The organism is Flavihumibacter petaseus NBRC 106054 (assembly GCF_000974785.1).
Taxonomy (GTDB): Bacteria; Bacteroidota; Bacteroidia; order Chitinophagales; family Chitinophagaceae; genus Flavihumibacter; species Flavihumibacter petaseus.
In genome coordinates, this window is record NZ_BBWV01000004.1 from 1 (window position 1) to 16,837 (window position 16,837).

Here is a 16,837-nt window from a genome sequence, read left to right on the forward strand (position 1 = left end):
GGAGGTTCTGATCTCTACTTCCAAAAAAATCTTTTCGAAGATTTCCACATGATTCGAAGAACTGTCCCGCTTTATTTCAGAAGCGGGGCGCAAAGATACACGGGAATCGTCCCGCTCCAAATATATTTTCCTTCTTTCTTCCTACCACCCGATGAAACCCACTGCCAGCACAGCTCACAGCCAATTACATTTTTTCAAAATAACCCTCCGGGTAATGCACCCGCTCCAAAAACAACCCCTCCGCTGGCACCGCAAAATCCGCCAGCGTACAATCCCGCCCCTCAATAATCTCCCTGAACCGCTCCAACGTAATACTCCCACGCCCCACACGCAACATCGTCGCCGTCAATGCACGCACCATACCCCGCAAAAAACGATTCCCCTTTACATGATACAAAAACCCACCATCATACTCCTCCCACTGACTCACCGTCAACCTGCAACGAAACGTCTTCACCTGTGTATTCCGCTTGCTGAAACTGGTAAAATCCTCGTATTCCATCAATATGCCCGCAGCCTCCTGCATCCTTCCCATATCCACACTATAAGGATAAAAGTAAGCCCGCCCCTCCCTGAAAGGATCCTTCTTCCCATAACAATAGTACCGGTACTCCCTGCCAATCGCATCAAACCGGCAATGCGCTTCTGCCGGAACCCGCCGCAAAGACAACACCGCACAATCCCGTGGCAGCAAAGCATTCAGGTTATATACCAGCCGCTCCGGCTGCCCCCCATCAAAATCATAGTGAAAGTAATTCTGCCGCGCATGCACCCCCGCATCCGTCCTGCTTGAACCGGTTAACATCACTTTCTCACGGTTCACCACCTGCAACACCCGCTCCACCTCCGCCTGCACGGTATGCGCATTCTCCTGCCGCTGAAATCCGGCATAAGCAGCACCGAGATAAGCCACTTCAATAAAATAACGATTCATGTTCGCTGTAAATTCAACTACCGCCGTTTCGGCTTTCCCTTTACAGGCGGCTTTAACTTAATAATATTCACTTCCACCGTATCCACCCCTCCCGGCTCTGTCACCGCATAGATCATTTTCCAGCTGCCACCCATATCCGTCTTGAATAACCGCTTTACGGGAGCAACCGCCGGCTTCACCGTAACCTGAACTTTTTCCTGTGGAGCAGTACCTGACGCCTTCCCCTTACCCGGCCCTTTCACCACCGGATCACCGCCACCTTTCTGCCCCGCAGCAACAGCCTTTAACTGCGGCAGATCATACAATATGATACTGTCATTTACCACCTGCGACAACCTCACGGCAAATGCATCTGTCCGTTTATGCAGGTCACTGAGCCGAACTTCTTCGCGTCCCAGCCGCCGCACAGCGACCGACTCATTCTTCCTCCAGTCCAGCAACCGCCAGCCCTCCTGCCCCATATCCCGCAATAACCATCCCGTCTCCTGCAGTGTATCTTCCAGTGTGAAAACAAATGCCGCCTGCGGCTGCCCCTGGAACCCTACAATGATATCCCCCCGCCAGGATGCCAGTGGCGCCAGTATGATATAGCCAGCCGGTGACGATAACACCATGCTGTCTGCATTACGCAAATAAAACGGCCGCGTGGGACTGGATTCTATATAAATAAAACCGCCCTCCTGTGCCGGCAGCTGCCAACAACTGAAGACCATCAGTAACATGCAAATCCAACGGGGTGCCACCTGTCTGTTTTATAGTCACAAATCTAATAAAACCAACGTTTTAGAACCATTCATACTTTTTTATGAACCGGCATTACGGGGATGCCCTACTTTTGAGCGGCTAAATCACCATTATGAAAAAAGGATTGTACGTCTCTCTCCTGGCGTTGGCAGTCTCCGGGGCAGTAATAGCCCAGGACGAACCTGTGAAACCGTCACCGTACCGGGAAACCCCTACTCGCATCAATAATCTTGTCCATACCAGGCTGGATGTATCTTTCGACTATGACAAAGCCTGGCTGAACGGAAAAGCATGGATCACCCTCCAGCCACATTTTTACCCGACCGACTCCCTCACGCTGGATGCAAAAGGCATGGATATCAAATCCGTCGGACTTGTCAACGGTTCAAAAACACAACCGCTCACCTTCAAATATGACGGCAGCTTCCTCCGCATCCAGCTCAACAAGACCTACAACCGCGGAGAGAATTATATCGTATACATTGATTATACAGCCAAACCTAATGAACTAAAAGTAGCCGGCAGCGCCGCGATCACCGACGCAAAAGGCTTGTATTTCATCAATCCGAAAGGAGAAGAAAAAAACAAACCAACACAGATCTGGACGCAGGGTGAAACGGAAGCAACCAGCGTGTGGTGCCCGACGATCGACAAACCGGGACAAAAATGTACTGAAGAAATCAGCATGACGGTTCCTGCCAAATACGTTACCCTCAGTAACGGCAAACTGGTGAACCAGAAAAACAATAGCAACGGCACAAGAACGGATACCTGGAAAATGGAACTCCCCCATTCTCCCTACCTCTTTTTCATGGGCGTTGGCGACTACGCCATCATTAAAGATGCCTATAAAGGGAAAGAAGTCAGCTACTATGTAGAAAAAGAGTATGCACCGGTAGCACGCACTATTTTCGGCAATACTCCCGAAATGATGGCCTTCTACTCACGCATCACCGGTGTAGAATATCCGTGGGTCAAATATGCGCAGATCACCGGACGTGATTATGTTAGTGGCGCTATGGAAAACACCACGGCAACACTGCACCAGGAAAGCGCCCAGCAGGACGCCCGCGAACTGATCGACGAAAACCGCTGGGAAGATGTGATCGCCCACGAACTCTTTCACCACTGGTTCGGCGATTATGTAACTGCTGAAAGCTGGAGCAACCTTACACTGAATGAATCTTTCGCTGATTACAGTGAAACCCTTTGGAATGAGTACAAATACGGTAAAGACGCCGGCGCTGCTGCGAACTACAGCGCGATGAACGGTTACCTGGCCAACCCTGAAAACGCATCCAAAGACCTGGCGCGTTTCCACTATAACGATAAGGAAGACATGTTTGATGCTGTGAGCTATCAGAAAGGTGGCCGCATCCTCAACATGTTGCGCAATTACCTTGGTGACAGCGCCTTCTTCAAAGGCCTGAACAACTATCTTACTACCAATAAATTCAAGGCTGCTGAAGTACATAACCTGCGCCTTGCTTTCGAAGAAGTCAGTGGGCGCGACCTGAACTGGTTCTTCAACCAATGGTACTTTGGTGCCGGGCATCCGAAACTGGATATCGACTACAAATTCGACGACGCTGCTGGTAAAGTTTCCGTGATCATCAACCAGACCCAGGAAAGCTCCCTGTTCCAGTTACCAGTCGCAGTTGATATTTATGAGGATGGAAAGAAAACCAGGCACAACATTACCATCACCGACAAATCCGACACTTTCACCTTTGCTTACAAGAAGCGTCCGGACCTGGTGAATGTTGATGGAGACAAAGTGCTCCTTTGTGAGAAAAAAGACAACAAGACCGCAGAACAATTCGCCTATCAGTATAAGAACGCAGGGAATTATGTAGACCGTCGGGAAGCCATCGAATACAGTGCGGCACACCAGGACGTTGCTGTGGCTCAGACACTGCTGGTATCGGCATTGAAAGACCCTTATTTCGGCCTCCGGATCCTGACCCTCGGCAAACTCGACATGAAGAACAGTGCAATCAAGGCAGCAGCGGAAAAAACTGTTACTGAAATGGCTGCTAAAGACCCTAAAGCCCTTGTGCGCGCCAAGGCCATTGAAGTACTGGCACGGTATGAAAATGCAGCCAACAAAGGCATCTTTGAAAAAGGAGTAAAAGACTCTTCCTATTCTATTGCCGGTGCAAGCCTGGAAGCCCTGGCTGCTGTTGACAATGAAGCTGCCGTTGCTGCAACGAAAGCCATGCTCGGCCAGCCCGCCAAAGGTGGATTACTTGCCGCCATCACCGCTGTTGCGGCCAAAAATGGTATCGAAGAAGCACTGCCCACCATCAGCCAGACCTTTGGCAGCATGGGACTTTCTCAAAGTAAGTTCGAAATGCTTCAGCCACTGTCTATGCTGATCGCCAAAACAAAAAACAGCGAACAGGTGAAAAAAGGTATTGACCTGATCGTTGAATTCCGGGAATCAATCCCGGCTGCATATCGTAACCAGACAGACGCCTATATCAATACGATGGTGCTGCAGGGTATTGAGAATGCCAAGAAAAAAGAAAATACACCGGAAAGCCTGCAACTGGTGGAGTATATAAAATCCAAGAAGGAAGCTGACAAAAAAGCTTTCTGAGAAATAACCCAAAATGAAAAAGGCATCAGTTACCACTGATGCCTTTTTTTATTCGTTGAAGTGTTCTGTATTTTACCATCCGCCTCCTGCACCGCCGCCACCGAAACTGCCACCTCCGAACCCTCCGAATCCACCACCACCACCGCCGCCGCCGCCGCCGCCCCAGCCACCCGGGAATATCACCGGCGGTCCGCCAAAGCCGCGATAACCCCTCCGGCTCATCATACCACCGCCACCTCCGCCACCGCGACGGCTGGCAATAACAATAATGATGACAATGATAAATATCAGCAACCCAAAGGGAATGCCCGAACCGGTTTTCCTGTCACGATAGCCCGCGGGAGCCTTGTACTCACCCGCTGCTGCCTTAATAATGGAAGTAGTAGCCTCATCAAGTGCGCGGTAATAATTGCCGGCCCGCAGGTTCGGCACAAGATCGCTCTCATAGATCTGGCGCAGGGTAATATCCGGAAGTGCCCCCTCCAGCCCGTAGCCGGCTGTGATATAGGCCTTCCGGCTTTCTTCGGAGCCCTGAGGCGGATTGGAAATCAGTATTACCACACCATTATTGAACTCCGAACCGCCTACCCCCCAGGCCCGTCCCAGTTCGGTAGCATAGTCATTGGGCTCAAGGCCATTGAGCGTGGGCACCAGCACAATTACAATCTGGTTGGAAGTGGTATCGTCGTATGCCACCAGCTTCTGTTCCAGTGCTGCTACCTGGTCCGCGGTCAGCATACCAGCCGCATCGTTGACGAGCCGGGGCGGGTTAGGTTTGGGCAAAACCCTTTGCTGACCGGAAACCCCGGCTACAAGCAGGCAACAAAACAGGAAAAGGGAAAGTCGCTTCATATCTTTCGGCTAAAGGCCTTAGTCTCCAAATACAATATCGTCCGGCAATTCATTTTTGTCTGTACCGGGTTTATAAGGGAAATGCTCCGCAAGCACTCCGCCGATGTCATTCACCACATGTACTATTCCTTCGGCATATGCATGCCGGCTGAAATGGGTGATCAGCCTGGTTACTTCGTTCTGCCAAAACTCCGTTCCTGCAATGCGATGAATGCCTTCATCTCCCCATATAGCCACCTGGTGATCCCGGGAAGCCACATAAACCAGTATCCCATTGCGCTCATCCGTATGATCCATCTGCAGGTTCCAGAAAATCTCAGCTGCACGGTCGATAGGATTGACGTATTTGCACCGCCTTTCGATAAAGACCCTTATCTCACCGCTGGTTTTCGTTTCCGCCTCCCGTATTGCAGCAATGATCCGGCTGGTCTCTTCGTGGGAGAAGAAACGGGGTTTGCGACCAAAGGAAAAAAATGACATCTGCTGGATTTAGAATTGCACGTTTGGCGCTTTTTCCGATCCCGGATCTGCAGTGAAGCCATTCTTCACATTGAATCCGAACATGTTGGCGAAAATATTATTCGGAAAGGTCCGGACCGTGCTGTTATAACCCTGAACCGCCGCGTTAAAATCGTTCCTGCTGACCTTGATCCTGTTTTCTGTTCCTTCCAGCTGTGCCTGAAGATCCCGGAAATTCTGGTTGGCTTTCAGGTCAGGATAATTCTCTACCACCGCCAGCAGCCTGCCCAGCGCGCCACTTACTCCCGCCTGCGCCTGCTGGAATTCGGCCAGTTTCTCCGGTGTCAGGTTGCTGGGATCAACCTGTACCGATGTAGCTTTCGCCCTTGCCTCCACCAGCCTGGTAAGTGTTTCCTGCTCGAAGTTGGCAGCGCCCTTTACCGTATTGACCAGGTTAGGGATCAGATCTGCCCGGCGCTGGTAGTCGCTCTGTACGTTATTCCATTTGTTTTTGACATTCTCGTCCAGCTTTACCATGCTGTTGTAACCGGAGCAGGCACAACCGCCAAATAAAAGAATAGCACCCACAATAATGATGAGGAGGAGGTTCTTTGACTTCATCGCTAAAGGTTTAGTTGATATTTAAAATTAAGCTATGTATAGATTACAGTCTTAAAAAATATTGAGACATGAAAAAAGGCCATCCGGTTGGATGGCCTGGTAAAAAAAGTTAAAATAACCTAAGCATTTACAGCTGCGATGCCCGGCAATTCCTTTCCTTCGAAAAACTCAAGCATGGCACCGCCACCGGTAGAAACATAACTCACCTTATCGGTAAAACCGAACTGGTTCACCGCGGCCACAGAATCACCGCCACCTACCAGTGAAAACGCTCCTTCCGCAGTTGCCGCAGCCACAGCTTCCGCAATGGCCTTGGTACCGTGCTGAAACTTGGGCATTTCAAAAACACCCATGGGACCGTTCCAGAGAATAGTTTTGGATCTCCTGATTACATTGGTAAATTCCGTACAGGCATATGACCCAATATCCAGGCCCATCCATCCATCAGGGATGGCGTTGCTGGGCGCAGCTGAGGTTTCGGCTTCTGCACTGAACGCATCGGCGATAACAGAATCCGAAGGCAGGTGAATATTCACCCCTTTTGCTTCTGCCTTTTTCAACAGCTCATTGGCAGTGTCCAGGCGATCTTCCTCGCAAAGCGACTTACCGATCCTGCCGCCCTGAGCCTTCATGAAAGTATAGGCCATGCCACCACCGATAATGATATCAGTAGCCCGCTCAAGTAGATTCTCAATGATGAGAATCTTGTCAGAAACCTTTGCACCGCCGATAATGGCTGTAAAAGGCTTCTGTGCCTGGGTAAGCACCTTTTCTGCGCTGTTCACCTCTCCTTCCATGAGCAGGCCAAACATCCGCTTGTCTTTCGGAAAGAATTGCGCGATTACGGCAGTGGAAGCATGGGCCCGGTGTGCTGTACCGAATGCGTCGTTGACGTAAACATCTCCCAGCTGGGCGAGCTTTTTAGCAAAAGCCGCATCACCTTTTTCCTCTTCCTTGTAAAAACGGAGATTCTCCAGTAACAGGACCTCACCAGGACGCATCATGTTTGCCGTCATGGCAGCTTTTTCGCCAATGCAGTCATCAGCGAAAAGGACCGTAGTTCCCGGCAACAGTTTACCGAGGTGCGGAACCAGGTGACGAAGTGAATATTTATCGGTCGGACCGTCCTTGGGTCGCCCCAGGTGGCTCATCAGGATAACTTTTCCGCCGTCTTTCAGGATTTTTTCGATCGTCGGCAGGGCAGCCCGGATCCGGGTATCATCCGTGATCTCGAATTTGTCATTGAGCGGCACGTTGAAATCAACCCGTACCAGCGCTTTTTCACCGGCGAAGGAATGTTGGGAAAATGTACTCATCGTCAGGTTTGGTTCGGTTTCAGTTATTTGGAAATAAGACCCGCAAAGTATTTCACGGTGCGAACAAGCTGGCTTACATAGCTCATCTCGTTATCGTACCAACTAACGGTTTTCACCAGCTGCTGGTCACCTACGGTGATTACCTTGGTTTGAGTCGCATCAAATAATGAGCCGTAATGCATGCCGATCACGTCGCTGCTCACGATTTCATCTTCTGTATAGCCATAGCTCTCATTGCTGGCGGCTTTCATAGTAGCATTCACCTCTTCGAGGGTAGTCTTTTTCTTCAGCACAACGGTCAGTTCGGTCAGGGAGCCCGTGATCACCGGGATCCTTTGCGCACCGCCGTCGAGTTTGCCTTTCAGGCTTGGCAGAACCAGGCCGATCGCCTTCGCAGCACCGGTGCTGTTCGGAACAATGTTCGCGGCAGCAGCCCTTGCACGGCGCAGATCACCTTTGGCGTGGGGAGCGTCCAGGGTATTCTGGTCGTTGGTATAGGCGTGCACAGTGGTCATGCTACCCATTACGATACCAAATGTGTCTTCCAGGGCCTTGGCCATCGGAGCCAGGCAGTTGGTGGTACAGGAAGCACAGGAAATGATCTCCTCGGAACCATCCAGGATATCGTGGTTCACGTTAAACACCACGGTTTTCAGTTCACCGGTAGCAGGCGCGGAAATAACCACGCGTTTAGCACCGGCTTTCAGGTGCGCAGCAGCCTTGTCTTTGTCCGTAAAGAAACCGGTGCTTTCGATCACCACGTCAACATTATGGGTGCCCCAGGGAATCTGGGTTGGATCCTTCTGTGCGTAGATCTTAACCGCGTCACCGTTTACCACGATGGAATCTTCCGTTGCAGTTACTTCAGCGTCAAAACGGCCTTGTGCGCTGTCATATTTTAAGAGATGGGCAAGCACTTTGGGTGAGGTCAGATCGTTGATAGCCACTACATCAATTCCTTGCATATTGTATATCTGGCGGTAAACCAGCCTTCCGATTCTGCCGAAACCATTGATAGCAACCTTTACAGTGCTCATAAAGTCAATTTTGAATTAGTGAAAAAATAAATGGACCGCTAAGGTAATATTTACACGAAGCGAATAAAAATTTTACAAAATAATTTTTGGCAGCAATTGTAGCATCCCTATCTTTGCACTCCCAAAAGGGAAATGCCGCGTTGGTCAATCGGTTAAGACGCATCCCTTTCACGGATGAATGACGGGTTCGATTCCCGTACGCGGTACAGATAAATAACAAAAAACAATTCAGGCTGTTCAATCATGGACAGCCTTTTTTGTTGCCAACCAGTTCCCGAGCCCCCCTACTACTGCAGGTAACCTTTACGGTTACAATTTACCCTCAGCATTATGCCCCGCTGACCGGCAGTCCCGCGCCTGAATCAGCTGCTCCGTTTTACCGTTAAATTCCTTTCTTCTTTGTTCCCGGAGCCACTTGCGCAAAAGGTCTAGCCCAAATTATTATAATTTTAATCAGCCTGTTTCGATTGAAATATCGACTAGAAAATAATACCCATCGCCGGCACCTGCTCCTTAAATTCATACTGCCTGCAATCTTCAACCTGTTCATTCAGGCAACTGCTTTTTCTCAGGAGGATACCGCCGGGCACAAGGCTGTTTACGACTCGGTTGCCGCCAACTATAACCAGGCCGCCAGCAAACTATTTTACTCCATAAGCCAATCCGGGGCAATTGAAGAGAAAAAAAACATTGCAGAATACAACGAAGACACCTTATCGACACGGCAGGACGAAATAATCGAAGAAATTAAAAGGTTGACGCTCGAAGCCAAAAGCTACCTGGAAAAAGGACTCGATACTACCGGCTTAAGTGTCGAACTGAAGAAAATTGAGCACTGGTATGAAATCACCAGTGACGGCGTTTTTGTAAAAACCGGTAGCGTTCAGACAAACCGGAACCTTCAAACCTCCTATGAGATCCTCAGAGAACTGCTGACAAGAACTTTGGCGCGAAAATCCTATGTAGACGATTACTACAGGAAACTGGTCAGCCTCAGAAATACAATTGACTCTCTTTATACGAAAAAAGTCCTGTACACCCTGTCGACCGATTCCGCAGTCTTAATGCGATATGTCAACAAGCTTACCGTTGTGTCACGGGAAATCAAACCGATTGACAGCTCATTCAAACTCGCACTGACCAACATTTCAGACCTGCAGACCACGGTAAACAAGTTCGTGAATACGCTGAATGCCAGCCTTGAAAAAATCGAAACCTTTCAGGAGGAGCTGTCAGGCAACAGGTTCAGGCGGGAAGTAAATAACCTGGGAGGTGCGATAAGACACGTCAGGCCATTTAATGAGATTATTGAAATGTCCCTGATTAAGGGCGGACTCGCTTTAACCTTTTATGTCAGAAATGAAATCAGCCTGATTTCGCTTTTGTTGTTGCTGGTGGTCCTGGCAGCCCTTTTCCTGAGTAGCCTGAAACGAAGGTTCGAATCGAGGGCACCGGAAAATCAAAACCTACAAAGCCATCCGGTTTTGAGATACCCGGTTTTGTCAGCAATTGTCATAATACTGAATCTTTTCCAGTTTATCTTCCCCGATCCGCCGTTCATTTTTATTGCCCTGTTATGGACCATATCAGCACTGGCGCTAACCATCTTGTTCAGAAAATTTATAACCGGGTACTGGATGAGGGCATGGCTGGTGATGTTCGCTCTTTTCCTGCTTGGCAACACGGTCAACCTGCTACTCCCTGCTTCCCGGCCGGAAAGATGGATAATATTGACCCTGTCCATCGCTGGTATACTGGCAGGCCTGACCCTGGTGCTGATGGGACGCCGGCACCAGTTAAAAGAAAAGCTGGTGATCGGCTTTATCGCTTTCGTCGTCATCCTTCAGGCCGTATCCGTCTTTGCGAACATCTATGGTCGCTACAATTTATCCAAAACCTGTATGGTAAGCGGCTTTCTGAATGTGGTGCTGGCAATATTATTTTTCTGGACAATCCGACTGTTGAATGAAAGCATCCTGCTGGCCAGGGAAGTTTACAACATTTCCGGTACAAAAGTTTTCAATATCAATTTCGACAGCGACGATAGCAAAGCACCTTCGATATTCTACGTTTTTCTCATCATCGGCTGGTTTGTATTGTTCGCCAGAAACTTTTACGCATTCAGGCTGATTGCAGACCCAATCAAGAATTTCATATCCCAGAAAAGAACCATCGGAGATTTCTCCATTACCATAGGAAGTGTATTGCAGTTTTTCCTGATTTTATATTTGTCGGGAATGATTTCAAAAATCATTTCGTTCTTTGCCTCCCATAACAATGACACTGTCCTGCAAAAAGCGGGAATCGGCAGCTGGCTGCTGCTCATCCGGATTTCTATCATCACCATTGGGCTGTTGCTCGCATTCGCCGTACTGGGTGTTCCGATGGACAGGCTGACCATAATCTTAAGTGCGCTCGGTGTTGGTATCGGTTTTGGTCTGCAATCCCTCGTGAATAACCTGGTGAGTGGTCTTATTATCTCATTTGAAAAACCCGTAAATGTCGGCGACGTAGTTGAAATAGGCGGACAGTCCGGAACAGTTAAGTCAATTGGTTTCCGCAGCAGTGTAATTGCCACCGGGCTCGGGTCAGATGTGATCATCCCAAATGGTAACGTATTGAATAATAACCTGGTGAACTGGACGCGCGACAACAGTTCAAAAAGTATCGACATTATCGTCAGTGTGGCACACGGCACTGACCTGCAGAAAGTCATTCAGGTATTAAAACAGTTGCCCGGGCAGGATGACCGTGTGCTGAAATTCCCCAGACCTGTGGTACTCATTAAAGACTATAAAGAAAACACTATTGATCTGCAGCTCCAGTTCTGGGCAAAAAATATCCGCGAATGGGCCGCCGTTAAAAGCGATATCATACTGGCGATGGATAGTGCTTTCCAGGCTATCCATTTTCGTCCCGGCAATCATGAAATATAACATTATTATTTTTTCGTTACATTGGGAGACCAAATCAAATTGCTTAGTACAAGGGAAAGAAATGGCAGGTAACGGCTCCTCCGGCAGTAAAACTCAGGTATTCGAACAGTTGTATGGCTGTTATGAATACCCGCTGTATCAACTGGCGTACAAGGTCACCAGGTCTGACGCACTGGCGCGGGATATTCTCCAGGAAGTTTTCCTTCGCTTCTGGGAACATATGGACCAGGTCGGCGAACTGGATGATCCGGGAGCCTACCTCTACCGCTCCACACAAAACAAACTGATCGATTTTTTGAGAAAAGCTGCTGCAGACGAAAAAATGCGCAATCAATTGTGGAAACAGGTTTCTGCGGTATCCCTGCAACCGCAGGACCATCTCGAGGCGAAAGAAAGCCTGGAAGCCATCCACGCTGCCATCAGCCAGCTCCCGCCCCAACGGCAGAAGGTCTTCCGTTTAAGTCGCGAAGAAGGCCTGAACTACCAGGAAATAGCCACTGAAATGGCTATCTCCCGCCACACCGTCAAAAATCAACTCTCGTCAGCGCTGCTTCACATCCGGCGTTTTCTCACCGGAAAATAAATTTTAAGAACGAATAGGACTATCTCCCGGCTGCTTCGTCTTTATCTGAGGGACATCATGTCCGAACGATCGCTTTGCTCATCATTAACCAGTTCAATGGAAGAAAGGATTCAATACCTTTTCCTCAGGTACCTCCAGCAAACCTGCACCAGGGAAGAATTTGAGGAACTTTTCCGGCTTCTTGACACCAAAGATGCCGATGCTGCTGTCAATGCCGTACTGCAGCGCGCGTTTACGGATATCCAGTCAAAATCCCCCTCCGGAACTACCGTCAACGCAGAGGGTAAACTGATACTGAATGATCTCTTTCCGTTCCCAAAAGAACCATCCGCAGTCAGGCGTCGCCTACCCGGGATGGTGGCAATCGTTTCTGTCCTGCTGATCTTGACCACCGGCTGGTGGTGGTTTCACCCGCAGTCGACGACAAAGCCGGAACAACAACTGTCAGAACGTTCTGTGGTACGCAACACATCCATCCGGTCCACGGCAAGGTCCGAATACAAATACCTGCTGCTGCCGGACAGCACACAGGTCTGGCTGAATGCCGCCAGCACCCTGGAATATCCGCAATCTTTCAATGGCGACAGACGCGAAGTGCTCCTGAATGGTGAAGCCTACTTTGATGTGAAACATGCCGACAGCATCCCGTTTGTCATCTATTCTGGAAGGGTAAGCACCACGGTACTCGGTACTGCCTTCAATATCAAAGCATATCCAGGCATGCGGAAGGTTACTGTATCCGTCAGGCGGGGAAAAGTAAAAGTGCAGTATGATGGCCAGCCGGTGGCCCTCCTGACCAAAGGACAACAGGTAAGTATTGATAACATCAGCCACGCTGCCGTAGAGAAGAACCTGAAAGAAGAAACCGCAGCTGCCTGGCATGAGGGTAACCTGATATATGATGACTATACCGTCGAGGACATGATCGCAGACCTTCAGCGTGTGTACGACGTAACGATCCTGGTGGAATCTCCGGCAGTACAGAAAATGAGGGTTTCTACTTCCTTTAAGCGGGAAATGGGCATCGATAAGGCATTGGAAATTATCTGCCGGCTGACGGATTGCACCCTGTCCACTTCCGGCGGAACATACATACTCCGGCAATAAACATCACCATAAAAAGCGAATCAAAACTTATGTCACCACCCCTTTAAATAAAAATAGACCGAACCAGTTGCGACCTGGCCCGGCCTGTGTTGTAGTAAATCTGATTAAGAAATTCTAAACTGACCAAAGCTATGAATTTGTATCAAAAGATACACGGCCGTTTATTGCCCTGTATCGATGCTAGTTTGAAACTGTTACTTATGAGAATGATGATCCTGGCAGGTTTTCTTTGTATCAGCGGCATCCTGTTGGCGGGCACGTCCTCCGGGCAGGATCTGAGCAGGATCAAAGTCAATCTCGATCTCAAAAATGTTTCCCTCCGCACAGCACTGAAAAAAATAGAAAATGCAACCAGGCTTTCATTTTCCTATAAAACCAGTGATGTAGCGGCATTCACCAGTGTGTCCGCCCCCGGGGAAGAGACAAGTGTCGACAAGCTGCTGACACTACTGCTGGAAAACACCGGGCTGCAATACGAACTCGTTAACACCAACATCATCATTAAAAAGGCCAGGCCGGCCGAATCAACAGCTTCTCCCTCCTCGCTTTCCGGCGATTTTGAGGGCGGTATCAAAGGTCGTGTGACCAATGCTGCCGGCGAACCGCTGGCCAACGCTTCAATTATCCTGCTGGGTACCTCATACGGTACTGCTGCCGACGCCCAGGGCAATTTTGAATTAAAGGGGGTTAAGGCAGGCAAATACAGGGTGCAGATCTCTGCGATCGGCTTCGGAACCGAGATCCGCAATGTTACCATCACTGACAATGAAACAGCGTCGCTCTCCCTCCAGCTTTTTGATGACAAAACCAATATGGCTGAGGTAACGGTAACAGCCCTAGGTATCCAGCGCGAAAAACGGTCCCTCGGCTACTCCGCGCAGGAGGTAAAAGGCGATCTTCTCGCAGCCAGCCACCAGCCCAATGTGGTCAACGCATTGCAGGGGCAGGCAGCCGGGCTCCAGATCAACTCAGGCGGTGGCGCACCGGGTCAGGGTGCCAAAATTATCCTCAGGGGACTCAACTCCTTTGACCCTGCCCGCGACTTTCAGCCATTGTTTATTATTGATGGTGTTCCCATCGACAACTCCACAGATGTGGGAGACGGCAGTGAACTCAAGGCCATGGGTAACCGCGCTTCAGATATCAATCCTGATGATATTGAAACGATCAATATCCTGAAAGGAGGTGCGGCAACTGCGCTCTATGGCCTTCGCGCGTCAACGGGCGCCATCATCATTACCACTAAATCCGGAAAATCAGGAAAACTGCGCGGCAGCTTCACCAGTACCGGCAGCGTTGACAAGATCAACAAATATCCCAGCACACAGAAAACCTATACCCAGGGCTGGTTCAATGAATACGATTCCACCAGTTTCTGGCCCGCTTACGGGTCAACAGTGGCAGCGGCAAAAGCCATTGATCCGAATCACCCGGATGAACTGTTCAACAACTATGAACATGGCTATGAAACAGGCTATTCACTCCGAAACAGCCTCAATATTTCCGGTGGTACTGAAAAGACAATATTCAATGCCTCGATCTCCCAGTTCAACCAGAAAGGCATAATGCCCTTTACAGACTACAAAAACTACTCAATTAAAGTGGGTGGGGAATTCCGGCTCTCCAACAAAGTCAAATTCGGCACTTCCCTTAACTATATCAAATCGGGAGGCCGGCGCGGTGACTCCGACCGCTACAACGAAAACCTGACCTATTACGCGCCGCGCTATGACGTATGGGACTATCAGAAACCCGATGGCACGCAGAAAACGATCGTTGGTTCAGACAATTCAAACCCCATCTACCTGCTCTGGGCCAAAGATTACCAGGACAATGTGGATCGCCTGATCTCAAATTCCTATATCACCTATTCACCGGCAAAATGGCTTGATATCAATTACCGCTTTGGCCTGGATTTCTATAATGACAGCCGTCGTCAGACAACTCCCGGGCCGCTGGGCGTTCCGGATGAAATCTATCCGGCAGACGACCTCTACTACGGTAGCGTGATGGAATACAATGCCAAGAACACGGTATTGAATTCCACCTTGATGCTGAACTTCAAAAACGAGATCGGATCACATATAAAATCCTCTTTGAAGATCGGCCATGATGTGTACTCCACTAACCGCGATGCCGTTTACGTGGAAGGCGACACACTCGAAGTGCCCACCTATTATAACCTGAACAATGCGAAAAGGGTAATCGGCTACAACAAAACCAAAGAATACCGGATCGTGGGTCTTTTCGCTGACTGGACACTCGGTTATGACAACTTCCTCTTCCTGACGCTGACCGGCCGGAACGACTGGACCTCCACGCTGTCGAAAGACAATCGCTCTTTCTTTTATCCTTCCGCCAGCCTGAGCTGGGTATTCTCCGAAAACTTTTCACTTCCCGACTGGTGGACCTACGCGAAAGCCCGTGTCTCTGTTGCCAAAGTGGGTAAAGATGCGCCGCCCTATGCTACTGTCACCGGCTATGTACCGCTCGAAACGCCACTATCCAATGGCACCAAACGTTTCGAACTCTTTGACCAGTCCGGTGACGCCAATCTGCGGCCGGAATTCACCACCTCCTATGAAGGCGGCTTTGAACTCCGTTTCCTGCGCAGCCGCCTCGGCCTGGATTTCACCTACTACAACAATACCAGTAAGGACCTGATCGTGCCGGTCAAGGTTCCGGTAACCAGCGGCTTTGACCAGATCTACCTGAATTCCGGAAGCATCCGTAACCAGGGTGTTGAGATCAGTTTGTCTGGAACACCGGTTCAAACAAAGGATTTCAGCTGGGATGTAAGAGTGAATTATACCTCCAACAACAACAAAGTCCTTTCCATTTATCCCGGGTTGACGGAAATACCCCTGTACAGTCAGTTCGGTTACCTGAGTTCGACAGTTACCCAGAAATTCATTCCCGGTTATCCTGCCGGCGCGTTGTTCGGCAGAACCTACCAGCGCTATTTCGGATCGGATAAGGAAGATGAAGCCAACCTCGATGCAGGCCGCCCATTGCTGATCGGAGAAAATGGATTTCCGGTACTCAACCCGGCATCCAAACAACAGTACATTGCGAATTCACAACCCAAATGGATCGGTAGCCTGAGCAGTACGCTTCGTTACAAACAGTTCAACCTGTATTTCCTGTTTGATACACAGCAAGGCGTTTACCGCTATAACCAGCTGGCTAATTTCATGGGCTCGTTTGCCCTCCAGACAGGCTCCCTGAACCGCAATGACATGGTTGTATTCGACGGCTATAAGGCGGACGGCACCAAAAACACAAAAGAAGTCTGGCTGGGCCAGGGTGTCGGACCGGATGGAGAAAATTACGGCAATGGTTATTACCGGAACTACTATCGCGGCGCATCTGAAACTTTTATCGAAAACGCTTCCTGGTTCCGCCTCAGAACACTGAGTGTCGGATATACTGTTCCCGGCGACCTGGTTCGGAAATCACATTTTCTCACCGGGGCAGGCATAACGGTTTCAGCCAACAACCTCTGGCTGCACACCAAATACACCGGCTTTGATCCCGAATCCAGTTCCACCAGTGCCAATAATATGGCAGACGGATTTTCAGGATTCACTTATCCGGCAACCAGAAGCTTTATCCTGTCACTCAACTTTAACTTCTAAATCCGGAA

Annotated in this window: 12 protein-coding genes and 1 tRNA gene; 6 read left to right on the forward strand and 7 right to left on the reverse strand. The window is 49.5% G+C overall.

Annotated elements, in window-relative coordinates:
* Positions 1-184 precede the first annotated feature (184 nt).
* Positions 185-934, reverse strand: a complete 750-nt coding sequence (gene truA / locus FPE01S_RS19395) for a tRNA pseudouridine(38-40) synthase TruA (protein ID WP_046370771.1) — start codon at positions 932-934, stop codon at positions 185-187.
* Between the two features lie 17 nt (positions 935-951).
* Positions 952-1,677 (reverse strand): hypothetical protein, encoded by a 726-nt coding sequence (locus FPE01S_RS19400; RefSeq protein WP_157474107.1) that lies wholly within the window; start codon positions 1,675-1,677, stop codon positions 952-954.
* Positions 1,678-1,790: 113 nt separating this feature from the next.
* Between FPE01S_RS19400 and FPE01S_RS19405 the strand changes: the two genes are divergently transcribed.
* Positions 1,791-4,280, forward strand: a complete 2,490-nt coding sequence (locus FPE01S_RS19405; RefSeq protein ID WP_046370773.1) for a M1 family metallopeptidase — start codon at positions 1,791-1,793, stop codon at positions 4,278-4,280.
* 72 nt (positions 4,281-4,352) lie between these two features.
* Here FPE01S_RS19405 and FPE01S_RS19410 read toward each other — a convergent pair whose 3' ends face one another.
* From FPE01S_RS19410 to gap, 5 genes are all read right to left on the reverse strand, one after another.
* Entirely contained in the window at positions 4,353-5,132 is a 780-nt protein-coding gene (locus FPE01S_RS19410; protein WP_046370774.1) for a TPM domain-containing protein, read from the reverse strand.
* 18 nt (positions 5,133-5,150) lie between these two features.
* Positions 5,151-5,612, reverse strand: coding sequence for a TPM domain-containing protein (locus FPE01S_RS19415; protein ID WP_046370775.1), 462 nt, complete (start codon positions 5,610-5,612; stop codon positions 5,151-5,153).
* Positions 5,613-5,621: 9 nt separating this feature from the next.
* A complete protein-coding gene (locus tag FPE01S_RS19420; protein WP_046370776.1) occupies positions 5,622-6,212 on the reverse strand; it encodes a LemA family protein in 591 nt (196 codons plus the stop codon).
* 119 nt (positions 6,213-6,331) lie between these two features.
* Entirely contained in the window at positions 6,332-7,528 is a 1,197-nt protein-coding gene (locus FPE01S_RS19425) for a phosphoglycerate kinase (protein ID WP_046370777.1), read from the reverse strand.
* Between the two features lie 23 nt (positions 7,529-7,551).
* Positions 7,552-8,565: a type I glyceraldehyde-3-phosphate dehydrogenase gene (gene gap / locus FPE01S_RS19430; protein WP_046370778.1), complete on the reverse strand. Its 1,014-nt coding sequence runs from the start codon at positions 8,563-8,565 to the stop codon at positions 7,552-7,554.
* Positions 8,566-8,699: 134 nt separating this feature from the next.
* On the opposite strand from gap, the gene FPE01S_RS19435 reads away from it, so the two are divergent.
* The 5 genes from FPE01S_RS19435 to FPE01S_RS19460 all read left to right on the forward strand — a co-directional run bounded on the left by FPE01S_RS19435 (position 8,700) and on the right by FPE01S_RS19460 (position 16,829).
* Positions 8,700-8,771, forward strand: a tRNA-Glu gene (locus FPE01S_RS19435).
* Positions 8,772-9,032: 261 nt separating this feature from the next.
* Positions 9,033-11,501 (forward strand): mechanosensitive ion channel domain-containing protein, encoded by a 2,469-nt coding sequence (locus tag FPE01S_RS19445; RefSeq protein WP_052956041.1) that lies wholly within the window; start codon positions 9,033-9,035, stop codon positions 11,499-11,501.
* 61 nt (positions 11,502-11,562) lie between these two features.
* Positions 11,563-12,084: an RNA polymerase sigma factor gene (locus tag FPE01S_RS19450; protein WP_046370780.1), complete on the forward strand. Its 522-nt coding sequence runs from the start codon at positions 11,563-11,565 to the stop codon at positions 12,082-12,084.
* A gap of 96 nt (positions 12,085-12,180) precedes the next feature.
* On the forward strand, positions 12,181-13,191 hold the full coding sequence (locus FPE01S_RS19455; protein WP_046370781.1) for a FecR family protein: 1,011 nt from the start codon (positions 12,181-12,183) through the stop codon (positions 13,189-13,191).
* A gap of 200 nt (positions 13,192-13,391) precedes the next feature.
* Positions 13,392-16,829: a SusC/RagA family TonB-linked outer membrane protein gene (locus FPE01S_RS19460; RefSeq protein ID WP_217998249.1), complete on the forward strand. Its 3,438-nt coding sequence runs from the start codon at positions 13,392-13,394 to the stop codon at positions 16,827-16,829.
* The last annotated feature ends 8 nt before the right edge of the window (positions 16,830-16,837 follow it).